Raw genomic sequence first — 21,334 nt, 5'->3', positions numbered from 1 at the left:
GCCCGGCCCCTTCCGCAATGTCGGCCCGGCGCGGCCGCACGCGCCGCGACCGCACGAGCCTGCCGTGGGTGTTCCTCGCGCCGACGCTCGCGCTGCTCGCGGTCCTGAGCCTCGTCCCGACGATCGCCGCGATCAACCTTGCGCTGCGCAATCGCGTGCTGCGCTACCCGGACAGCGAATACGTCGGCCTGCGCAACTTCATCCGGCTCGCGTCGGACCGGCGCTTCCTGAACGCGATCGAGGTGTCGGTGCTGTGGGAAGTCGTCACGGTCGCCGGCGCGGTGCTCGTCGGCATCGCGCTCGCGGTGTTCCTGTTCGAGCGCGTGCACGGCCGCTGGCGCCGCTTCGCGTCGCTGGTGCTGATCATGCCGGTGCTGCTGCCGCGCGTGTCGGCCGCGTTCATCTGGAAGTTCATGTACGCGCCGCTCACAGGCATCCTGAGCTGGCTGCTCGGCACGCTCGGCGTCGAGCACACCGCGTTCCTCGCCGATCCGCATCTCGCGCTGTACGCGGTCGCGCTCGTCGACGTGTGGCAATGGGGGCTGTTCTTCGCGGTCGTGATCCTGAAGCTGCTCGAGACGCTGCCGCCCGAGCCGCTCGAAGCCGCGCGGCTCGACTACGCGACGACGTGGCAGGTGCATGCGTACATCGCGCTGCCGATGCTGAAGGCGCCGCTCGTGAGCCTCGTGTTCATCAAGATGGTCGAGTCGCTGCGCTCGTTCGACCTGATCTACGTGATGACCAAGGGCGGCCCGGGCATCGCGACCGAAACGCTCGATCTCTACGCGTACCAGCAGGGCATCGGCCTCGCCGGCAAGGTGTCGTATGCGTCGGGCATGGCGGTGCTGATGATGGTCGCGACCACGCTGGTCTTCACGCTCATCTGGAAGAGGGTCAACAAATGGGACGATTGACCGCCCGCCGCGGCCCCGCCGCCACCGTGTCCACCGCCGTAATCGCCGGCGCGATCCTGCTCGTCGCCGCGTTCCCGCTGTTCTGGGCCGTGCTTAATTCGCTCAAGCACCTGCTCGACATCGTCACGCCCGCGCCGCGCTTCTTCTTCACGCCGACGCTCGCGAACTACGAACAGGTGCTGTCGAGCCCCGAGGTGCTGATCGGCCTCGGCAACAGCATCGCGATCGTCGGCGCGGCCGTTCTGATCGGCGCGGTGCTCGGCGTGCCGGCCGCGTATGCGATCGCGCGCTACCCGGTGCGCGGCAAGCGCGACATCCAGTTCTTCCTGCTGTCGCTGCGCTTTTTGCCGCCGGTCGCGGTCGCGCTGCCGCTGATCGCGATCTGGGTCGATCTCGGGCTGTACGACACCAAGCTGTCGATGATCGTCACGTACCTGCTCGTCACGCTGTCGACCATCACGTGGCTCTCGATCCCCGTGTTCCGCCGGCTGCCGCGCGAGATCGAGGAAGCCGCCGCGCTCGACGGCTACGGCCCGTACGCGGTGTTCTGGCATATCGCGCTGCCGGTGTGCGCGAGCACGCTGCTCGGCGGCATCGTGTTCAGCTTCGTGCTGGTATGGAACGAACTGATGATCGCGCTCGCGCTCACGTCGTCGCGCAGCGCGACGCTGCCGGTGGTCGCGTCCGCGTTCACGTCGCTCGGCCAGGAAGTGCCGTGGGGCGTGATCAACGCATCGACGGTGCTGCTCGCGCTGCCGCCGCTCGTCTTCGTCGGCATGCTGAGCCGGCTGCTCAATTCGATCGTCAAGGGAAAATGAGGAGAACACGTTGAAAGCACTCGTACTCGAACGCACGCGCGAACTCGCGCTGCGCGACATCGACCTGCCGCAAGCGGTCGGCCCCGGCGACGTCCGGATCAAGGTCCATACGGTCGGCGTCTGCGGCAGCGACGTGCATTACTACGTGCACGGCGGGATCGGCCCGTTTCGCGTCGACGCGCCGATGGTGCTCGGCCACGAGGCGTCCGGCACGGTCGTCGAAACCGGCAGCGACGTCACGCACCTGCGCGTCGGCGACCGCGTGTGCATGGAGCCCGGCGTGCCTCGCCTCGATTCGCCCGCGACGCTGCGCGGGCTCTACAACCTCGATCCCGACGTGCGCTTCTGGGCGACACCGCCCATCCACGGCTGCCTGACGCCGTTCGTCGTGCATCCGGCCGCGTTCACGTACCGGCTGCCCGACAACGTGTCGTTCGCCGAAGGCGCGATCGTCGAGCCGCTGTCGATCGGCCTGCAGGCCGCGAAGAAGGCGGCGATGAAGCCGGGCGACCTCGCGGTCGTGATCGGCGCCGGCACGATCGGCGCGATGACGGCGCTCGCCGCGCTCGCCGGCGGCGCCGCGCGCGTGATCCTCGCCGACGTCGTGCCGGAGAAGCTCGCGCTGTTCGCCGCCAACCCGGCCGTCACGACCGTCGACGTGCGCACGCGGCCGCTGGCCGACGCGGTGGCCGACGCCTCCGGCGGCTGGGGCGCGGACGTCGTGTTCGAGGCGAGCGGCAGCGCGAATGCATATGCGGGCCTCGTCGACCTGATGTGCCCGGGCGGCTGCGCGGTGCTGATCGGGATGCCGGTCGCGCCGGTGCCGCTCGACGTGGTCGCGCTGCAGGCGAAGGAAGGCCGCATCGAATCGGTGTTCCGCTACGCGAACATCTTCCCGCGCGCGCTCGCGCTGATCGCGTCCGGCGCGATCGACGTGAAGCCGTTCATCTCGCGCACGTTCCCGTTCTCCGAAGGCGTGCGCGCGTTCGAGGAAGCGGCGAGCGGGCAGCCGCGCGACGTCAAGATTCAGATCGAAATGGATTGAGCCATGGCCCAGATCACCTGCAAGGCTTTGTCGAAGCACTACGACGGCGGCCCCGCCGTGCTGCATCCGCTCGACCTCGAGATCGCCGACGGCGAATTCATCGTGCTGCTCGGCCCGTCCGGCTGCGGCAAGTCCACGATGCTGCGGATGATCGCGGGCCTCGAGGCGATCACCGGCGGCGAGCTCGTGATCGGCGATGCGGTCGTCAACGATCTGCCGTCGCGCGAGCGGAACGTCGCGATGGTGTTCCAGAACTACGCGCTGTACCCGCACATGACGGTGTACGACAACATCGCGTTCGGCCTGCGGCGGCTGAAGGTGCCCGCCGACGAGATCGACCGCCGCGTGCGCGACGTCGCGCGCATCCTGAGCCTCGATGCATTGCTCGAGCGCCGCCCGCGTGCGATGTCGGGCGGCCAGCAGCAACGCGCGGCGATCGCGCGCGCGATGATCAAGACGCCCGCCGTGTTCCTGTTCGACGAGCCGCTGTCGAACCTCGACGCGAAGCTGCGCACGCAGTTGCGCGGCGACATCAAGCGGCTGCACCGGCAACTGAAGACGACCACGCTGTACGTCACGCACGATCAGCTCGAAGCGATGACGCTCGCCGACCGCGTCGTGCTGATGCGCGGCGGCCACATCGAACAGATCGGCACGCCGGCCGAGCTGTACGGCCAGCCGCATACGGTATTCGCCGCGGGGTTCGTCGGCACGCCCGCGATGAACTTCGCGGACGGCACCATCGAGCGCGTCGGCGCGACCGTGCTGCTCGACTGCAACGGCGCGCGCTGGCCGCTCGCGTCTTCACGCTTCGCGCGGCTGCAGGACGGCCAGCAGGTCAAGGCGGCGATTCGCCCGAACCACCTGCGGCTCGCCGCCGAAGGCGATCCGACCCCGGGCACGCTGTCGCTCACCGGCACGGTCGAGCTCGTCGAGCTGCTCGGCGCGGAGGCGCTCGTCACGCTGGACTGGCGCGGCCAGCCGTGCGCGGCCCTCGTGCCGGCCCCGATGGCCCCGACGCCGGGCGCCGTGGTAGCGTTTCGCTTCGACGAAGAAGCCCTGCATCTGTTCGACGCCGGCACCGAGCGCAACGTCACGCTGCCGGACGCGAACCCGATCGCGCACGCGGCGCCGCCGGCGGCCGCGACGCGCACCACGCCGCCTGCCGCGACGGGCTGGTCGATGTCCCGCCCGTAGCACGCCGGCACGCCCCGACGGAGCACACGATGAACCCGGATCTCGAGATCGTTCCCACCCACCGCGACGAATCGTTCCGCGCGTGGGTCCACGACTATCCGCATTCGGTCGCGAAGTGGCACTTCCATCCCGAGTACGAGATTCACCTGATCCAGGCGTCGCGCGGCAAGGTGTTCGTCGGCGACCACATCGGCGATTTCGGCCCCGGCAACCTGATCGTCACCGGGCCGAACCTGCCGCACAACTGGGTCAGCGAGCTCGCCGACGGCGAACGCGTGCCGTCGCGCGACGTCGTGCTGCAGTTCTCGCGCGATGCGATCGAGAAGATGGTCGACGCGTTCAGCGAGCTGCAGCCGGTGATCGAGCTGATCGACGACGCGGCGCGCGGCGTGCAGTTTCCCGATCGCGTCGGCATCGAGGTCGCGCCGCTGATGCTCGAACTCGCTAACGCGCACGGCTGCCGGCGCGTCGAGATCCTGATGTCGCTGTTCGACCGGCTGTCGTCGTGCCGCGAGCGGCGCGTGCTCGCGGGCCCCGGCTACCGCAGCGACGCGCAGCACTACATGTCGTCGACCATCAACCAGGTGCTGTCGTACCTGCAGCAGAACCTGCCCGGCATGCTGCGCGAAGCCGACGTCGCCGCGTTCGCCGGCATGAGCGTGAGCACCTTCACGCGGTTTTTCCGGCGTCACACCGGCTCGTCGTTCGTGCGCTACCTGAACCGGCTGCGCATCAACGAGGCGTGCGAGCTGCTGATGTTTTCCGACCTGACGGTGACCGACATCTGCTACCGGGTTGGCTTCAACAACCTGTCGAACTTCAACCGTCAGTTTCTCGCGATGAAGCAGGTGCCGCCGTCGAAGTTCCGCGCGCTGCACCGGCTCAACGAACCGCACGGCCGCGACGACGCGCCGCCCCCGCGACGCGCGCCGCCGCGCGCCCCAGACAGGACGCTCCATACGTGACATATCTCGGCATCGATCTCGGCACGTCCGAGGTCAAGGTTCTGCTCACCGATTCCCGATCGGTCCCGCTCGCGACCGGCTCGGCCACGCTGTCGATCAGCCGTCCGCATCCGCACTGGTCCGAACAAAGCCCGCAGGCGTGGTGGCACGCGATGCTCGACGCGATCGCGTCGGTGCGGGCCGCGCACCCGGCCGGCTTCGCCGCGCTGCGCGGCATCGCGCTGTCCGGGCAAATGCACGGCGCGACGCTGATCGACCGCGCGGACCAGGTACTGCGCCCCGCCATCCTGTGGAACGACACGCGCGCCGGCACCGAATGCGTCGAGCTCGAGGCGCTGGTGCCGGAATCGCGCACGATCACCGGCAACATGGCGATGCCCGGCTTCACCGCGCCGAAGCTGCTGTGGCTCGCGAAATACGAGCCGGCCGTGTTTCGCGCGGTGCACAAGGTGCTGCTGCCGAAGGACTACCTGATCTGGCGGCTGTCCGGCGAATTCGTGTCCGACATGTCCGACGCGTCGGGCACGCTATGGCTCGACTGCGCGCGCCGCGACTGGTCCGACCGGATGCTCGCCGCGACCGAGCTGTCGCGCGCGCAGATGCCGCGCCTCGTCGAAGGCAACGCGGCCGCCGCGCAACTGCGCGACACGCTGCGGCGCGAATGGGGCATCGCCGGGCCCGTGACGATCGCCGGCGGTGCCGGCGACAATGCGGCGTCCGCGATCGGCATGGGCGTCACGGGCGCCGGCAGCGGCTTCCTGTCGCTCGGCACGTCGGGTGTGCTGTTCGCCGGCAACGACCGCTTCGCACCGAATCCGGACGCCGCCGTGCACGCGTTCTGCCACTGCGTCGAAGGGCGCTGGCACCAGATGAGCGTGATCCTGTCGGCCGCCGCGAGCCTCGACTGGCTCGCGCGCGCGCACGGCACGACGCCCGGCGTGCTCGCGGCGTGTGCCGAACGCGCCGATTCGGCCCGCGCGCCGCTGTTCCTGCCGTATCTCGGCGGCGAGCGCACGCCGCACAACGATGCGCATGCGCGTGGCGTGTTCTTCGGGCTGTCGAACGAACACGGTGCGGACGACCTCGCGTATGCGGTGATGGAAGGCGTCGCGTTCGCGATGGCCGACGGCTACGACGCGCTGCGCGCGGCCGGCACGACGCTCGACGCGGTGTCGTTCATCGGCGGCGGCTCGAAGAGCGCGTTCTGGGCGCGGCTGTGCGCGAATGCGACCGGGCTCGCGATGCAGCGCCACGCGGACGGCGCGGTCGGCGCGGCACTCGGCGCGGCGCGGCTCGCGCGGCTGGCTGCGACGAGCGACACCCTCGCGGAAGTCTGTGTCGCGCCGCCCGTCACGGAAACGGTCGCGCCCGATGCCGCGTCGGTCGATCTGCTGGCGGGGCGGCTTGCACGGTATCGGCGGCTGTATCGCGCGCTGCGGGATGAGTTCGCGGCCGCCGACTGAGCGTTAGAGCGATCGCGCTTGACCCGGCCCTTGGGATCGCCTTTATGCTGACCGCAACGAATCGACAGCAAAGAGGTGACGGATGGGTTCTTCCACGCCCCGTTTGAACGCATCGGCCGCCGCCGCGTGGCTCGGCGTCTCGATCAAGGCGCTGCGGCTGTACGAGCGGCACGGCCTCGTCACGCCCGAGCGCACGCCGGCCGGTTACCGCGCGTACGGCCCGGACGACCTCGCGCGCGCCGCCGACATCGCGGCGCTGCGCAAGCTCGGCCTCGGTCTCGCGCAGGTGGCGCGCGTGCTCGGCGGCGATGCGCGCAGCCTCGATGCAGCGCTCGGCGCTCACGAAGCGGCGCTCGATCGCGGAATTCAGGATCTCGTGAGCAAGCTCGACCGCGTGCGTGCGATGCGCGCCGGCCTGGCTCGGGGACGGATGCCGGCGGACGGGGAACTCACGCGGCTGCTCGACACGGGCAGCGCCGGCGTCGCGTTCAGCCTGCCGTGGCCGTGGGGCGGCGAACGGTTCGAGTGTCGCGATATCCGGCCGTTGAACTACATCATCGGTTCGCTCGGGAGCGGCAAGACGCGGCTCGCGCTTCGGCTGGCCGACGCGCTGCCCGGCGCCGTGTTCGTCGGCCTCGATCGGCTCGACGACGATGGTGCAGCCGCATCGAATGCATTGCGTGCCGATCCGGAACTGAAGTCGCGTGTCGACCGCACGTCGGCGTTGCTCATCGGCAAAGGCGCGACGCCGTCGGCGGCGCTGACCGCACTGCTCGTCGGCCTCGAAGCAGCAAGCCCGCGCGTGCGGATCGTCGACATGATCGAACAGGATCTCGATCGCGCCACGCAACTGGCGTTGATCGCGCATCTGCGCGAATGCGCGGCCGCCGGCATGCGGCCGCTGTTCTTGTTGACGCGCTCGTCGGCGATCCTCGATCTCGCGGCGGTCGGCCCCGACGAAACCATTCTGCTGTGCCCGGCCAATCACAGCCCGCCTGTGCGCGTGGCGCCTTACCCGGGCGCGCCGGGGTATGAAGCCGTGGCCACGTGCCTGGCGGCGCCGGAAGTTCGGGAGCGGGTCGCGCGGCGGCCGGAAGCGGCGCGCTGTCAGGCCTGATAGGCAGCAGAAGAGAAGATTTGCCGGCCCGCCCCGTCGGCGAACCTGGCGGCACGCGTCAAGCAGGTAGAAATCGACCTGGACGACAGGCGTGCCCGCAAGCCTGCGATCGTGACCGAGAAAGGTTCGGAAAAGTCCGGTGCTTGCCGGGCGCTATTGGACGGGTCAGCAAGCCGTCTTGTCCGGATGGCCAAAAACGCGCGCGGCCGGACGATCGCCCCTACGATGAAGGGCATCCGAAACCGTTCGTTCCGAGGTATCGTCCACCTCTGCCGCCAGCATTCCACATGACCGCACGCAATGAAAACAGCACCGCCCCGGCCGATATCGGCCCCTTCGACGCGATGAGCCGATTCCGCATCACGTACGACGGGCCCGCGCTCGAATCGTCCGAGATGGACGTGCGCGAACTCGCGCCCGCGCTGCTCGCCTTCGGCGATTTGCTCGACGCGTCGACCCGCGCCCTGTGCGGCGATCAGGTTCGGCCGCGGGTGAACGTGCGCGGCAGCTTCAAGACCGGCAGCTTCGGCATCGACTTCACGCTCGCCACCTCGCTGCTCGGCCGCATGCGCGATCTGCTGAGCGGCAGCGAAGGCACGGCGCTCGCCAATGCGGTCACGATCCTGACCGCGCTGGGCATTGCCGCACCCAAGGCGAGGAAGGGGCTTTTCGCCGTCCTCAAATGGCTGCGCGGGCGCGAGATCACGCACGTGCGGATGAAGGACCACACCGCGGTGCTGCACGTCGATGGCGACACACTCGAGATCGACCTGCCCGTGCTCACACTGCTGCGCGACGTCCGCGTTCGCCGTGCAACCGCGCAAGTGCTTGCGCCGCTCGCGCGCGAAGGCATCGAGATTTTCGCGGCGGGCACCGATACCGAGGTGTACGAGACAGTCGCCCGCAACGAGATCGCATGGTTTCACGCGCCCGAGCCAGCCGATGCGCTGCTGCTCGACGAGCATCGCAAGATGGCGTTCTCGATCGTGTCGCTCGCGTTCAAGGACGACAACAAGTGGCGGCTGTACGACGGCACGTCGACGATTCACGCGACGATCACCGACGCCGGCTTCCTGTCGCGCGTGAACAACAGCCAGATCAGTTTCAGCAAGGGCGACGTGCTCCTGTGCAATGTCCGTATGCAGCAGTGGCAAACTTCGGACGGCGCAAAAACCGAATACGAGGTCACGGATGTCCTCGAACATCGCCCGGCGGGCCTGCAGATTCCGTTGTCGGGCCTCTGATCCACGTCGCCGCCTCGCGCCCGACGCAACTTCTCACCACTCATGAAACCGGCGATCCATCTGCGTGCCGCCTCGCGGGAAGACCTCCCCTTCCTGCTGACGCTCCGTCGACTCACGATGACCGAGCACCTGCAGCGCGTCGGCGCGCCGACCGACGACGAAGCACACGACCGACGCATCCGCGCGAACTTCGACGACGCGATGATCGTCTGCGAAGGCGCCGACGCCATCGGCCTGCTGAAGGTGACGCGCGCGGCCGGCGAATGGCACGTCCATCAGATCCAGATCCTTCCCGCGTGCCAGGGTCGTGGAATCGGCGCGGCCGTACTGAACGCATTGCTGACCGACGCGGCACGCGAGCGCGTATCCGTATCGCTGAGCGTGCTGCACGGCAACCCGGCGCGGCGGCTCTACGAACGGCTCGGCTTTCGCGTCGTATCGGAAACCGATACGAGCGCGAACATGATCCGCCGCGCGTGACACGTGTCGTTTCGACGCCGCCACATTTCTGTTACTGCGTGATCTTCGCGCCCTTCAGCAGGTTGCCGATCATCTGCGCACTCGCCTTCTCGACCGCGATCGCCTGCAACTGCTGCTGAAGCGTCGGCTTCGCGGTTTCGAAAGCCGGCACCTGCGTCGGCCGCTTCGCATCCAGCTTCACGATCGCCCGCACGCCATCGACGGGAATCGAATCCTTCGTCACCGCGCCGACGGGCAGTTTCTCGAGCGCCTGCGCGACCGGCAGCGGCAACCCGGCCGTCTTGCCCGCCGCCGCCGGCGTGTTGAAGCTCACCCACGGCAGCTCGCCGCCGGTATCGCGGCTCGGCGCGACGCTGTACTGGCGCGCGAGCCCGTCGAACGACTTGCCCGCTTTCAACTCGCTCAGCACGGTGGCCGCCGCGACCGGATCCTTGACGACGATCACGCGCGGCTTGTATTCGTTCTTGCCGAGCGCGGCGACGAGCTCGTCGTAGCGCGCCTTGACCTGCTCGTCCGTCACGGGCTCCGGCTTCACGTTGTCGCGCAGGTACAGCTGCACCTCGGCCGTCACCTTCGCCTGCTGCATCGCCGCCTTGACCTCGGGCTTGTCCGCGTAGTTGGCCTTCTCGGCCGCCTGCTGCACCAGCACGCGCGTGATCAGCTGATTCTTGATCGCCTCGCGGATCTGCGGCGAATCGGCCTGCCCGGACGCGCGCAGCAGCGTATCGACGTCGGCCTGCGTGATCGGCGTGCCGTTGACGGTCGCGACGGTCGCCGCGCCCGCCGCCGTTTCCGCGTGGACGGGGCCCGTCAGCGCGCCGGCTAGCGCAGCGATCAGCAACAGGCGGTTCGGTGTCGTTTTCATTTTCGTCATGTCGTCACTTCGGCTCAAAAATCGCGGCATCGGGCTGCCGCGCAAGTTCACCGGCGCGGCAATGTGCCGGCGCAACCGGTCGGTCGATTCGGTTCATCGTCGTGTGCACGCGCACTCCCGCCGGTGCCGCCGCTATTGTGCCCGGATCGGGCTTTCCGCGCCGTGTGGTCGGGAACAGCCGCCCGGCGGGCGGTGAGGCGCGCGTTGCGCACGCCGCTCATTACGCACGCGCGATGCGGAAATTGCGTGGAAGCACGATGGACGTCCGGCGACACGCGGTGAATTCCGTCGTTGCCGCGCGGGCACGGCCGGCGGACAGCGGCCGCGCATGCGTGATCGATGTCAGGGCGTCCACCGGTACACGGTGATGCTGTTCCCCTTCACGTTGTTCTTCATCACCACGTACTCGCCGTTCGACCGGCGATACGCACGGATGCTGTACATCGCATCGATCGCGCTGCTGGTATCGACGGTCGCGGGGCTCGTGTTGACCAGCGTCGTGTCGAGGCTTCCCGTGGTCAGGTTGAATGCGTCGACGTTCGGCCACAGCGGCCCGCTGCTGCTGAACCAGTAGCCGACGAACAGATGGTTGCCCGCCGCGTCGATCGATTTCGCGCCGCTGTGCGGCAGCGTGATCACCGGGTCGGGCTTCGTCGTGTTGCCCGCGCGCCAGCCGTGATACACCTCGATGCGCGTGCCGATCGACGTCCAGTCGTTGCTGCCGAGCGCGCCCTGCGCGAGCACCATCGTGTCGCTGTCCGCAAGATAGACGATGCGCGTGAGCGGCTGGATGCTGGCCGGAATGCGGGTCGCGACGCCGGGCCCCCACGACGGCTTGCCGTTCGCGTCGAAGCCGGTCAGCGGGTAATGCGTGATCGCGCCGGTCTTGTCGAGGCCGGCCCATACGCCGCCCTGGCTGTCGAGGCTGAAGCCGCCCGTCACGCGCTGCGTCGTGTTGAACGCAGGGCCGGGAAGCGAGCCGTCCGGAATCGCGACGTAACCGTTCGCCGCGTTGAAATGATAGAAGTAGAAGACCGGCGGGTTCTGGCCGGCCGCGACGAGAATCCGGTTCGCGCCGACCGACGTGAGCAGCCCGAAGTGTTCGTCGCGCTGCGTATCGCTCATGTTGATGCGCGGGTCCGACGGATACGTGAACGGGTCGACGGTGTTCGCGACGAACTTGCCGCCTGCGCTGCCGCTGTAGATGTGCGTGCCGCCGTAGAACAGCGCGCCGTCCGTGACCGGGTCCGGCGCGGCGATGCCTTCGAAGTTCAGCGACTGCAGTGTCCAGCGCAGGCTGCCGGTGCTGCTGTACGCGTGAATGTCGGTCGCGCCGTTGCGGCCGAGATCCCAGCTGCCGCCCCACGGATTGTTGAGCACATAGAGATTGCCGCCGGTATCCTTGCCGATCCCGACGATACGCGTGAAGCGTTGCGGGCCGACCTGCCCCTTGATGCCCGTCGCCGTGTCGAGATAGCCGCCGCGCACGCCGAACGTGCCGACGAGCGCCGGCCGGCCCGAGATCGAATAACGCTTGATGTTCTGGTCCGGGCCTTCGTCGCCCACCAGCAGTTGCCCGGCCGCCGCGTCGACATACAGCGCCGACGGCTGCGAGCCGGCCGGCATGCGGATCGTGTTCAGCAGCGCGCCGGCCGGGCTGAAGCCGACGATCGAGCCGGCACGCTTCTGCGCGACCCACACGTTGCCCGCGCCGTCCACCGCGAGCGCGCCCGGCGCCGACACGCCGATGTCGCGCTGCCACACGCCATCGGTCGTGAACACGCGCACGCGATTGCCGTAGAAATCGCTCGCATACAACAGCGAGCCGGCCGTCGCGAGCCCGGTGACGACGTCGATGCGCGGCTGGTTGGTTGCCGCGCTGATCTGGATCACGCGGTCGCGATACTTCGTCGCGCGGTTGTAGCGCCCCACCGCGCCGCTGCCGTAGGTCTTGCCGGGCTGCAGCGCGACGAACAGCGATGTCGCGTTGCCCGTGATCGCGCTGCCCTGGAATTCCGAATGCGCGCCGATCGAGCCGATGCTCTTGCCGTTCTGGTAGATCGCGACGCCGCCTTCGTCCTCGTCCCACATCGACGCCGTGTAGATCACGCCTTCAGGTGCGACCCACATCGCGCGCGCCACGTTGCCGACGTGCGCCGCGAGCGTGCCGTACGTGTTCGCGATCCAGTCGGTCGTGTTGGCTGCATGCGCGGCGGATGCACATGCGGCGATCGCCGCGGCAACAAGCGCGGCCCGGATTCGTTGTCTGGCGACCATGACGGAGGCTCTCCTGAATGAGACAAACATTCACATGAAGGATCGGCCGGCCAGATGGCTTGAAGTCCGCGAGATGTAAATTCTTCCCTGAATCATCCGGCGCAGTCGGTATGACGTACGGCATACGTTCGATAATGCGCAGGGCGAGAATAGCGTTATATAAATCGAAAAAAATTGCGAATCGCCCGCGCTTGCGGCGAGCGCGGCTTCGCGTCAGTAAATGGTCACTTACGCGTCAGATCGGAAATGGAGAAAATCAGGCATTCGCCGCCGGGAATATCGCCGGGGATTCAACGACGATAGATTGAAACGGCGAATGCCATTTCGGCAGTATCGGGTAAAATCCACTGTCCCCAAACGAAAACGCCGGCCTGAATCCGTGTCGAATCCAGGCCGGCGAATATCATTTGCTGCGGGTCAGGCAATGCAGCGTTTGCGCCACCGCATTGCCGTGCGTCAAGCCGACGTTTCCCTCACCTTCACCTCGGCGACGCGCGCGCCGTCCGGATCGTCGCCATCGCGCGGCGCGTCGAGCTGCCCTTCCCACTTCGCGACTACGGCCGCCGCGATCGAGTTGCCGACGGCGTTGGTGGCCGAGCGCCCCATGTCGAGGAACATGTCCACGCCCATGATCAGCAGCAAGCCGGCTTCGGGCAGGTTGAACTGATTGAGCGTCGCCGCGATCACGACGAGCGACGCGCGCGGCACGCCGGCCATCCCCTTCGACGTCACCATCAGCATCAGCAGCATCGTGATCTGCGTGCCGAGCGGCAGATGGATGCCGTACACCTGCGCGATGAACAGCACCGCGAACGTGCAGTACATCATCGAGCCGTCGAGGTTGAACGAATAGCCGATCGGCAGCACGAAGCTCGAGATCTTGCGGTTCACGCCGAAGCGGTCGAGCGCGTCCAGCAGCTTCGGATACGCGGCCTCGGAGCTGGCCGTCGCGAACGACAGCAGGAACGGCTCGCGGATCAGCCGGAGCAGCGTGAACGCGCGCTTGCCGAGGAACGTCACGCCGGCGAGCGTCAGCACGGCCCACAGCAGCGCGAGCGCCAGATAGAAGCTCGCCATGAACTTCGCGAAGGTGAGCAGGATGCCAAGCCCTTCGGTCGTGATCGTCGACGCGAGCGCCGCGAACACCGCAACGGGCGCGAACCACATCACCGCGCCCGTCACCTTCAGCATCACCTGCGCGAGATCGTCGATCACGGCGGTCAGGCGCTTGCCCGCTTCGCCGAGCGCGGACAGCGCGGAGCCGAAGAAGATCGAGAACACGACGATCTGCAGGATTTCGTTGTTCGCCATCGCCTCGGCGATCGACTTCGGCACCAGGTGCACGACGAAATCCTTCAGCGTGAACGTGCCCGTCTTCAGGTTGAGTGCCGCATCGGATGCCGGAAGCGGCAGGCTCAGGTGGCTGCCGGGCTGCAGGATCGTCGCGGTCAGCAGGCCGAGCAGCAGCGACGTAAACGACGCGATGAAGAACCAGCCGAACGCCTTGACGCCCACGCGGCCCACCGCGCTGCCGTCGCCCATCTGCGCGATGCCGACGGTCAGCGTCGCGAACACCAGCGGCGCGATGATCATCTTGATCAGGCGCAGGAACACATCGGACAGCAACGACACGTACCCGGCGACCTCCTTCGCCATCTTCGGGTCGGGAAACGCGCTATGGCAGGCATAACCCACGGCGATACCCAGCATCATCGCGACGACGATGTACCTGGTGATGTTGTGCTTCTTCTTCATTAGTAATCCAAATCACAAAGCGTATGTTGCTAACGGCTGGCACAGCTTCCGCGTCCGGCTGCGAATCGAAACCCACGTCTCTCTGGGTGCGACCTCCCCGCCATCGGCGCTCGCCATGGCGGACAGGGGGGGCATTCTAACGCAAATGGCTCGCCGGCTTTCAAATCTGAAAGCAGCACGGGTTGATCTGCGTCCTGAACCCGCCGGGAAAGGGACGCCTGCCACGCCCGGCCTGCCGAAATCGTCACGCAGGCAGCGACACGATCAAGCGATCGCGACACATTCTCACAAACCTGCGCAGACCTCGACACTACGGCACGTAAACGGTCTGTAATATTTGGAAATGATTCGCGTTGACAACGTGCAGCGACGTCAACGCGCAATTCCGAGCCGGAAATGCGGCACCGCGTTCGCGCCATGGCTTCCATCAGGCCGAGTTATTCATTTCGTCAGTATTCCTTGAAATGAAGGATCGGGAAAAAGCGGCATCGTGATGAACATTCTTTACACCAACTTCCACGGCGACTATGGCGGCGGACAGGACACCTACGTCCGCGATCTCGCCGTCGCGATGAGCCGTCATCACCGCGTGACCGTCGCGTCGCCGGAAGGCAGCCGCTTGTCGCGACTGCTGAAGGGCACTCCCGACGTGGCCATCTTCGACATGGAATTCAAGCCGCGCTGGAACCGGCTGTGCCGCGAGATTCTCCGGCTGCGCCAGCGGATCGCCGCCGAACGCTTCGATGTGATCCATGTGAACGGGTCCGCCGATCACCGGCAGGTCATGCTCGCGCTGCTCGGTTGCCGGTATCGGCCCGCGGTCGTGCTGACCAAGCACAACACCTATCGCGCCGACAGCTTCGGCAACCTCCTGCGCGCCCGGCTGGCCACCGACCACACGATCGCGGTCAGCGACTACGTCGCGAGCATGCTCGCGCTGCGCTCGCCGTACGGCAACGTCACGGTGGTCAAGCACGGCGTGCGTCGGCCGGCTGCCGAACGACTGGCGGCCGACGAGATCCGCCGCCGCAAGATCGCGCTGTTCGGCGCGGCCGGCGCGGATGCGATCGTGCTGGGCAGCAGCGCCGGCACCGCGCCAGAAAAAGGCTGGATGGACCTGATCGCCGCACTCGGCCGCCTGCCCGAAACTGAACGGGAGCGGTTTCGCGTGCTGCTGGTCGGCGCGGAGCCATCCGGCGAACAGCGCGAGGAGCTCGCGCGGCACGGCATGGCGTCGCGTACCGCGTTCACCGGGCGACTCGACGATGTGCGGGCGCCGTTCTCGATCATCGACGTGTCGTTCGTGCTGTCGTATCACGAGAGCCTGTCGTATGCATGCCGCGAAGCGATGTCGCTCGGCTGCCCCGCGATCGTGACGCGCGTGGGCGGGCTGCCCGAGAACGTCGAGCCGGGCGTGGACGGCTGGGTCGTCCCGCCACGCGAGCCCGCGGCGATCGAAGCGATCCTGCGCACGATCGCGGAGGATCCGGGCCGCGTCCGCGCGATGGGACGCAGCGCGCGGCTGAAAGGCAAGCGAGAGTTCTCGTTCGACGCGTTCGTCGACGCGACCTTGTCCGTTTATCAGCAATCGGTTCGACACAACTCCTCCCGCTGGGTGACCTCGTTGAGATCCGCGAAATGGCAATGAATATCTGGAAGAAGTACCGGGACCGGCGCCACAAGGAATCGTCGGCCTACCGGAAAGCCGAGCCGATCATCGCGAAGTGGGCCGCGCATGCCGATTTCGCCGAGATCGGCGACTTCAAGACCCTGCGGATTTTCCGCAAGGCCGCATAACCCCACTTTCCTGCGATCCACCGATGCTTGCGCGCACCCCACGCTATCCGATCCTGATGTATCACCAGATCCGCCCGCTCCCGCCGCCGACCGACCGACTGCGCAGCCTGAGCGTCGCGCCCGACGCGTTCCGCCGCCAGATGACCTTGTTCAGGCGGCTCGGCTACCGCGGGTTGAGCGTGCGCGAACTGCAGCCGTACCTGCGCGGCGAACGGCAGGGCAAGGTCTTCGGCATCTCGTTCGACGACGGCTTTCTCAACGTGCTGACGCATGCGATGCCCGTGCTCGACGCGCTCGGGTTCACCGCGACCTGCTATTTCGTCGCCGGTCGGTTCGGCGGCGCGAACGACTGGGATGCCGGTGCGCCGACTGCGCGCTCGCCGCTGATGACGTGCGCAGACATGCTCACGTGGCGCGATCACGGCCATGAAATCGGCTCGCATACGCTCGATCATGTGGCCCTCTCATACGCGCCGTCACATGTATCGGCGTTTCAGTTGACCGAATCGAAGCGGCAGCTCGAAATGCTGAGCGGCCAATGCGTCGAATCGTTCTGCTATCCGTACGGCGATCTCGACGCACGCGTGCGCGACCAGGTCATCGCCGCCGGTTACGGCAATGCGACGACGACCCGGCGCGGATGCGCCGGTGCGACCGACGATTCGTTTCTGTTGCCGCGGATTCCGGTCGCGGGTGGGGTGGGGGCTGCGAGGCTGTGGTTCAAGTGTGTGAAGGGACGGGTTGCGGCGGGCGGGTAACCCTCGCCGTCAGATCGACGCGGTGAGCAGGAACGAGAGCCGGCCAGCGCGAATCGTCCTGTCGACCACAAGCCACGCAGCCCACAGAAAATGTAGATAAACTACAACACACTTATTCAGTTCCGCCCTCAACACGCTCAAGTCAGATTTGGATAAGCACCCGAAATTCCCCCCATATTCCGTCCTTGACCAGCCTGGCCGTCCGCTGTTAACGTTGAAAAACTACATGATCTAGCGGGCCATCCAGTTACGGATACTGGCTTGCTTCTTCGTGGGTTCGCTTCCGCTGAGAGCAGGACAATAATTTCTTACACACAGGAAAGGAATGCTGTTTGTCGGAAACCTGAGAGATGTCGAGAAAGACGGACTGCTTGTCGAATGGGGTCCGGCACAAGTCGTCGCTTGTTGACGGAAAAGGACGGCATGGGCTACGGCGTGTGCCATACGGTGGTGCGTGCGGGGACGGAATCGCTGCTGCAATGCCGCAACCATCTCGAAGCCTGTTATTGCATTGCGGGCGAAGGCGAGGTCGAGGACACGAACGGCAACGTCTTTCCGATCCCCCCGGGCACCATCTACGTGCTCGATCAACACGACCAGCATTATCTGCGCGGCGGCAAAGACGGGGATCTGGTGCTTGTCAGCGTCTTCAATCCCCCGCTCAAGGGACACGAACGGCATAACCTGGAGTCTGCAGAAGCATCCGATTACTGAGGCCCGATACGCTCATTCCGGGAGGCCCCGGGGTAGCAGCCCTCCCGGCAACGTCCGCGGGAGCGCGCATGCATCGCGTGCTCCGCGCAAAAGAAAGGTGACCGTTCGTGCGTGCCCAGCATCAAGCCTTTTTTCATTCGCTTTTCCTTGCCCGCCTCGCCGACCAGATTCTGTTGTTTCTCGTGCCGCTGGTCATCTTCCAGATGACAGGACGCGTGTCCTGGTCGGGCATCGCGTTTTCGCTCGAAACACTACCGAGATACCTGTGCTTCCCGTTTCTCGGCGCGCTTTGCGACCGGTATTCGCCCACGAAGCTGATGCGCGTCAGTCAGGTTCTCCGCGCGGCGGTATGCGTCGCGGGCGTCGCCGCCTACGACCTCGTCGGCGGCATCGGATGGCTGATCGCGCTGTCCGCGTTGTGCGGCATGCTGACGAGTCAGGGCATCGTTGCGCGCGAGGTGATGCTGCCGCAGATATTCAGCAGCCATCGCTTCGAAAAAGTGCTGTCGTATTCGCAATTGGCCGATCAGCTTGGCCTGGTGCTTGGCCCCATGCTCGCGGCGATTCTGCTGTCCTGGTGGCGCTGGGAATTCGTCGTGGCGGCCGCGGCCGTGCTGTTCGTCACAGCCGACGTCGCGCTCGCCTATTGGCAAAAGGCCAGCGCGTTCGAATTCGCGATGCCGGAAGGTTCGCACGGCACCTGGTTCAAGCCGATCAAGGCGGCCTTGTCTCACGTCGTCCATCTGCCCGGCCTCAAGTCCGTCATCATGCTGGCTGCCGCGGAGAACCTCGTGATCGGCGTCACGCTCGCGACATCCGCCGCGATGGTCACCGGCTTTCATCACGAAAGCGGACGCTATTACGCAGGACTGCAAACGGCAGGCGCGTGCGTGACGATCGCGATTCTGCTGATGACGGCGACGTTGCATGTCCCGCGGCGCGTCCTCGGCCTCGTCGGCTTCGGTTCGATCTGTGTCGGCGGCGTGATCGCGGCAGCCAGCACCGGAATTGCGGGGTACGTTTTCGGCTTCCTGCTGATCGTCGGGTTCGACAAGATGTTCAACGTGTACATCCGCAGCACGCGGCAGAAGATCATCCCCGCACACGACTACGGCAAGACGACGGGTGTCGTCATCCTCCTCAACAACATGACACAGCCGCTCGCGGGCGTCGCGGTAGGCGTATTCTCGACGCGTTTCGGACCAGACACGGTGATCATGGTGCTGTCCGTGTGCATGGGTTGCCTCGGGTTGCTGGTCTCGCTCGCGCCCCGCGTTCGAAAAGACCACATCTTTTCTGAGAGCCCACACAAATAAACGGGCGCCTACCAACCTTCACCCCCTCCCCGTACCGGCATTCGTCAATCCAACTGTACCGGTACTGTACAGAAAACCGTCGCTACACTGACTCCATCCCAGCCTCGAACCCGAACGGAGAATCCGCGATGGAATTCCTCACCCTCAGCGCGCTGCCAGCCGGCATGCTGTTCGCGCTCGTCACGTCGATCACGCCCGGCCCCAATAACACGATGCTGCTCGCGTCCGGCGTCAACTTCGGGTTCCGCCGCACGATGCCGCACCTGTTCGGCATCAGCATCGGCGTAGCGATCCTGATGCTCTGCGTCGGTTTCGGTCTCGGCGAAGCGTTCCGTCGCGTGCCGGTCCTGTACACCGTCCTCGAAGCCGCGAGCGTCGCCTATCTGCTGTACCTCGCATGGCGCATCGGCACCTCCGGCGAAGTGAAGGCTCACGGCGCCAAGCCGCGGCCGATGACGTTCATCGAAGCCGCCGCGTTCCAGTGGGTCAACCCGAAGGCGTGGATGATGGTGCTGACCGCCGCGACGACGGTCCGCCTGTCCGCCGACTACGGAATGAACGCCGCATGGATGTCCGTCGTGTTCATCCTGATCGGCTTCCCGTGCATCTGCCTGTGGGCCGCGTTCGGCCAGGGCCTGCGCCGCTTCCTGTCGAATCCCCGCGCGCTGCGCGTCTTCAACGTGACGATGGCCGTTCTGCTGATCCTGTCGCTGTATCCGCTCGTCGCCCATCTGTTGCCGCAGTAAGCGCTCACAAGCGCCCGTTGAGCTTCACGTGAGGCAGGCGTACCCTTTCGATACGGGCGCGTGCAACCGCTTCGGCGGTTGCGCCGCTGCTCTGTATGGAGATTGCCGATGAAGCCAATGCTGAGAGCGGGCGAGCACATCGAAGGCATGCACTGGATCGCCGAATATCATCCGCTCACGCACGATATCCGCGTGCTGCGCGAGAACATCGAAGTCGGCACTTACTGTGCGCCGCCGACGCTGTTCGGCGACGAGGAGGAAATGGGCGCCGCGAACCACGACGATCATCGCCGCCGGGAAGCCGCGTTGCGCGCGTATCTGCGCAACTTCGTCAAGGAACACGACGCGGAAGAGTAACGGTGCGACCGCCGGAATGTCGACGGGCCGCGAAGGCGGCCTGGTCTGCTGTCGTGCGTCGGTCGATCTGCTTGCAACTGCCCCGAATCCATCATCACTGGGCCGGCACAACATACCGGCCCCCGGTCGCTCAATGCCCGAGCGACTCGATCTTCCCTGCCGGCTGCGCCACGCCATGCGGCCGCGCCAACTGCTTGATCAGCAGCGCGACACACGCGAGCACGCCCGCGACGGCGATCGTCGCGAACACGCCCGCGAACGAGAAATGCCGACGCGTCAGCTCGGCGACGAGGAACGACCCCGCGATCCCGCCAAAGCGGCCGACGCCGAGCATCCACGCGACGCCCGTGCCGCGCCCTTCGGTCGGATAGAACGCGGCGGCCAGCGCCGGCATCGACGATTGCGCGGTGTTCATCAGCACGCCGGCCACGAACACCACCAGCACCAGCAGCCCCACGTTGCCGGCCGCCTGCCCGATCGCATACACGCTCACCGCCGTCAGCGCGTAGCACACGGCGATCACGCGGTTTGCGTTGAAGCGGTCCATCAGCACGCCGCACAGCACGGCACCCACGCCGCCGAGCGGGAACAGCGCCGAGATCAGCGTCGCGCTCTTCGGCGTCAGGCCGGCATCCTTCAGCAGGATCGGCATCCAGTTGATCGACGCGTAGAAGATCACGAGGCCCATGAAGTACGCGAGCCACAGCATCACCGAGCCGACGATGTACGAGCGCGACAACACGACGCCGAGGCCCTTGCCGCCGGTCTGCGGCGCGGCTTCGGTCAGCGCGAACGAGCCGGCGTTCAGCGCGTCGCGCGAGATGCGAGCGAGCGTGGCGCGGATCTTGTCGATGCCCTGGCCGCTCGCGACCATGAAGCGTACCGATTCCGGCATCTTCAGCAGCAACAGCACGCCGAGCAGCAGCGGCGTCACGCCGCCGAGCACCAGCACGCTGCGCCAGCCGAAATGCGGAATCATCCACGCGGCGAGGAAACCGCCGAACGCGGCGCCGAGCGGAAAGCCGCAGAACATCAGGTTGATCACGGTCGCGCGGCGCTTGTCCGGGCAGAATTCGCCCATCATCGTGACCGCGTTCGGCATCGCGGCGCCGAGCCCGACGCCGGTGATGAAGCGCAGGATGGTCAGGTGTCCGATCGTGTTCGAGAACGCGGACATCAGGCATGCGACGCCGAACAGGAACACCGAGCCGAGCAGCAGCGAGCGGCGGCCGAGCCGGTCGGACAGCGGGCCCGACACGAGCGCGCCGCACGCCAGGCCGAACAGCGCGGCGCTCAACACGGGCGCGAGATCGGGTTTGGTGAGGTTCCATTCGCCGAGCAGCGACGGTGCGATGAAGCCGATCGCGGCCGTATCGAAGCCGTCGAGCAGCACGATCACGAAACACATGAGGAACACGAGCCATTGAAAGCCGCCGAACGGCTGCTCGTTGATGAAGGTCTGGACATCGACCACGGGTGTGCGGTTCATCGCTTGTC

20 protein-coding genes are annotated in these 21,334 nt (G+C 66.6%); 16 read left to right on the top strand and 4 right to left on the bottom strand.

From position 1 onward, the window contains the following. Window positions 1-17: 17 nt before the first annotated feature. From KPB06_RS02030 to KPB06_RS01990, 9 genes are all read left to right on the top strand, one after another. Window positions 18-914 (top strand): carbohydrate ABC transporter permease, encoded by an 897-nt coding sequence (locus KPB06_RS02030; protein ID WP_059581234.1) that lies wholly within the window; start codon window positions 18-20, stop codon window positions 912-914. Further along, a complete protein-coding gene (locus KPB06_RS02025; RefSeq protein WP_059581236.1) occupies window positions 902-1,732 on the top strand; it encodes a carbohydrate ABC transporter permease in 831 nt (276 codons plus the stop codon). The genes KPB06_RS02030 and KPB06_RS02025 overlap by 13 nt, the downstream gene beginning before the upstream one ends. A gap of 10 nt (window positions 1,733-1,742) precedes the next feature. After that, window positions 1,743-2,777, top strand: coding sequence for an NAD(P)-dependent alcohol dehydrogenase (locus tag KPB06_RS02020; RefSeq protein WP_104013222.1), 1,035 nt, complete (start codon window positions 1,743-1,745; stop codon window positions 2,775-2,777). Window positions 2,778-2,780: 3 nt separating this feature from the next. After that, window positions 2,781-3,974 carry an ABC transporter ATP-binding protein gene (locus KPB06_RS02015; RefSeq protein ID WP_275905286.1) on the top strand — a complete coding sequence of 398 codons (1,194 nt, stop codon included), beginning with the start codon at window positions 2,781-2,783 and terminating at the stop codon, window positions 3,972-3,974. A 29-nt stretch (window positions 3,975-4,003) separates the two neighbouring features. Beyond that, on the top strand, window positions 4,004-4,939 hold the full coding sequence (locus KPB06_RS02010; RefSeq protein ID WP_060968105.1) for an AraC family transcriptional regulator: 936 nt from the start codon (window positions 4,004-4,006) through the stop codon (window positions 4,937-4,939). Continuing rightward, complete coding sequence (gene xylB / locus KPB06_RS02005; RefSeq protein ID WP_104013224.1) at window positions 4,936-6,402, top strand: xylulokinase; 1,467 nt, start codon at window positions 4,936-4,938, stop codon at window positions 6,400-6,402. The genes KPB06_RS02010 and xylB overlap by 4 nt, the downstream gene beginning before the upstream one ends. Window positions 6,403-6,484: 82 nt before the next feature. Further along, window positions 6,485-7,519 (top strand): MerR family transcriptional regulator, encoded by a 1,035-nt coding sequence (locus KPB06_RS02000; RefSeq protein ID WP_104013225.1) that lies wholly within the window; start codon window positions 6,485-6,487, stop codon window positions 7,517-7,519. A 287-nt stretch (window positions 7,520-7,806) separates the two neighbouring features. Then, window positions 7,807-8,763, top strand: a complete 957-nt coding sequence (locus tag KPB06_RS01995; protein WP_099318158.1) for an LAPAL motif-containing putative phage structural protein — start codon at window positions 7,807-7,809, stop codon at window positions 8,761-8,763. A 42-nt stretch (window positions 8,764-8,805) separates the two neighbouring features. Continuing rightward, on the top strand, window positions 8,806-9,243 hold the full coding sequence (locus KPB06_RS01990; protein WP_059581256.1) for a GNAT family N-acetyltransferase: 438 nt from the start codon (window positions 8,806-8,808) through the stop codon (window positions 9,241-9,243). 31 nt (window positions 9,244-9,274) lie between these two features. Here the strand turns inward: KPB06_RS01990 and KPB06_RS01985 are convergent, their stop codons facing one another. From KPB06_RS01985 to KPB06_RS01975, 3 genes are all read right to left on the bottom strand, one after another. Then, on the bottom strand, window positions 9,275-10,117 hold the full coding sequence (locus tag KPB06_RS01985; protein WP_081066504.1) for a peptidylprolyl isomerase: 843 nt from the start codon (window positions 10,115-10,117) through the stop codon (window positions 9,275-9,277). A 342-nt stretch (window positions 10,118-10,459) separates the two neighbouring features. Beyond that, window positions 10,460-12,394 carry an SMP-30/gluconolactonase/LRE family protein gene (locus KPB06_RS01980; protein ID WP_059581258.1) on the bottom strand — a complete coding sequence of 645 codons (1,935 nt, stop codon included), beginning with the start codon at window positions 12,392-12,394 and terminating at the stop codon, window positions 10,460-10,462. Between the two features lie 456 nt (window positions 12,395-12,850). Further along, window positions 12,851-14,149: a dicarboxylate/amino acid:cation symporter gene (locus tag KPB06_RS01975; protein WP_104013227.1), complete on the bottom strand. Its 1,299-nt coding sequence runs from the start codon at window positions 14,147-14,149 to the stop codon at window positions 12,851-12,853. 493 nt (window positions 14,150-14,642) lie between these two features. Between KPB06_RS01975 and KPB06_RS01970 the strand changes: the two genes are divergently transcribed. The 7 genes from KPB06_RS01970 to KPB06_RS01940 all read left to right on the top strand — a co-directional run bounded on the left by KPB06_RS01970 (window position 14,643) and on the right by KPB06_RS01940 (window position 19,837). Beyond that, window positions 14,643-15,797 (top strand): glycosyltransferase, encoded by a 1,155-nt coding sequence (locus KPB06_RS01970; RefSeq protein ID WP_099318156.1) that lies wholly within the window; start codon window positions 14,643-14,645, stop codon window positions 15,795-15,797. Further along, the gene (locus KPB06_RS01965) at window positions 15,794-15,946 is read left to right on the top strand and encodes a hypothetical protein (RefSeq protein WP_155634572.1); all 153 of its coding nucleotides are present in this window, start codon (window positions 15,794-15,796) and stop codon (window positions 15,944-15,946) included. The genes KPB06_RS01970 and KPB06_RS01965 overlap by 4 nt, the downstream gene beginning before the upstream one ends. A 23-nt stretch (window positions 15,947-15,969) precedes the next feature. Continuing rightward, entirely contained in the window at window positions 15,970-16,704 is a 735-nt protein-coding gene (locus tag KPB06_RS01960; RefSeq protein ID WP_226093816.1) for a polysaccharide deacetylase family protein, read from the top strand. Between the two features lie 402 nt (window positions 16,705-17,106). Then, complete coding sequence (locus tag KPB06_RS01955; RefSeq protein WP_275905285.1) at window positions 17,107-17,418, top strand: ectoine synthase; 312 nt, start codon at window positions 17,107-17,109, stop codon at window positions 17,416-17,418. A gap of 107 nt (window positions 17,419-17,525) precedes the next feature. Next, window positions 17,526-18,734 (top strand): MFS transporter, encoded by a 1,209-nt coding sequence (locus tag KPB06_RS01950; RefSeq protein ID WP_275905284.1) that lies wholly within the window; start codon window positions 17,526-17,528, stop codon window positions 18,732-18,734. Window positions 18,735-18,862: 128 nt separating this feature from the next. After that, window positions 18,863-19,480 (top strand): LysE family translocator, encoded by a 618-nt coding sequence (locus KPB06_RS01945; protein WP_059581272.1) that lies wholly within the window; start codon window positions 18,863-18,865, stop codon window positions 19,478-19,480. A 108-nt stretch (window positions 19,481-19,588) separates the two neighbouring features. After that, window positions 19,589-19,837 carry a hypothetical protein gene (locus tag KPB06_RS01940; RefSeq protein WP_059581274.1) on the top strand — a complete coding sequence of 83 codons (249 nt, stop codon included), beginning with the start codon at window positions 19,589-19,591 and terminating at the stop codon, window positions 19,835-19,837. A 130-nt stretch (window positions 19,838-19,967) separates the two neighbouring features. On the opposite strand, the gene KPB06_RS01935 is transcribed toward KPB06_RS01940, so the two are convergent. Next, the gene (locus tag KPB06_RS01935; RefSeq protein WP_059581277.1) at window positions 19,968-21,326 is read right to left on the bottom strand and encodes an MFS transporter; all 1,359 of its coding nucleotides are present in this window, start codon (window positions 21,324-21,326) and stop codon (window positions 19,968-19,970) included. Window positions 21,327-21,334 lie beyond the last annotated feature (8 nt).

It is taken from the genome of Burkholderia semiarida (assembly GCF_029268935.1).
Taxonomy (GTDB): Bacteria; Pseudomonadota; Gammaproteobacteria; order Burkholderiales; family Burkholderiaceae; genus Burkholderia; species Burkholderia semiarida.
Note: the sequence above shows the minus strand (reverse complement) of the source record. Positions and strands in the feature narration are given on the sequence as shown.

Coding starts and splice junctions, on each gene's coding strand:
- KPB06_RS02030 (WP_059581234.1), top strand. CDS start 18: ATGTCGGCCCGGCGCGGCCGCACGCGCCGCGACCGCACGAGCCTGCCG.
- KPB06_RS02025 (WP_059581236.1), top strand. CDS start 902: ATGGGACGATTGACCGCCCGCCGCGGCCCCGCCGCCACCGTGTCCACC.
- KPB06_RS02015 (WP_275905286.1), top strand. CDS start 2,781: ATGGCCCAGATCACCTGCAAGGCTTTGTCGAAGCACTACGACGGCGGC.
- KPB06_RS02010 (WP_060968105.1), top strand. CDS start 4,004: ATGAACCCGGATCTCGAGATCGTTCCCACCCACCGCGACGAATCGTTC.
- KPB06_RS02000 (WP_104013225.1), top strand. CDS start 6,485: ATGGGTTCTTCCACGCCCCGTTTGAACGCATCGGCCGCCGCCGCGTGG.
- KPB06_RS01995 (WP_099318158.1), top strand. CDS start 7,807: ATGACCGCACGCAATGAAAACAGCACCGCCCCGGCCGATATCGGCCCC.
- KPB06_RS01990 (WP_059581256.1), top strand. CDS start 8,806: ATGAAACCGGCGATCCATCTGCGTGCCGCCTCGCGGGAAGACCTCCCC.
- KPB06_RS01985 (WP_081066504.1), bottom strand. CDS start 10,117: ATGACGAAAATGAAAACGACACCGAACCGCCTGTTGCTGATCGCTGCG.
- KPB06_RS01980 (WP_059581258.1), bottom strand. CDS start 12,394: ATGGTCGCCAGACAACGAATCCGGGCCGCGCTTGTTGCCGCGGCGATC.
- KPB06_RS01975 (WP_104013227.1), bottom strand. CDS start 14,149: ATGAAGAAGAAGCACAACATCACCAGGTACATCGTCGTCGCGATGATG.
- KPB06_RS01970 (WP_099318156.1), top strand. CDS start 14,643: ATGAACATTCTTTACACCAACTTCCACGGCGACTATGGCGGCGGACAG.
- KPB06_RS01965 (WP_155634572.1), top strand. CDS start 15,794: ATGAATATCTGGAAGAAGTACCGGGACCGGCGCCACAAGGAATCGTCG.
- KPB06_RS01960 (WP_226093816.1), top strand. CDS start 15,970: ATGCTTGCGCGCACCCCACGCTATCCGATCCTGATGTATCACCAGATC.
- KPB06_RS01945 (WP_059581272.1), top strand. CDS start 18,863: ATGGAATTCCTCACCCTCAGCGCGCTGCCAGCCGGCATGCTGTTCGCG.
- KPB06_RS01940 (WP_059581274.1), top strand. CDS start 19,589: ATGAAGCCAATGCTGAGAGCGGGCGAGCACATCGAAGGCATGCACTGG.
- KPB06_RS01935 (WP_059581277.1), bottom strand. CDS start 21,326: ATGAACCGCACACCCGTGGTCGATGTCCAGACCTTCATCAACGAGCAG.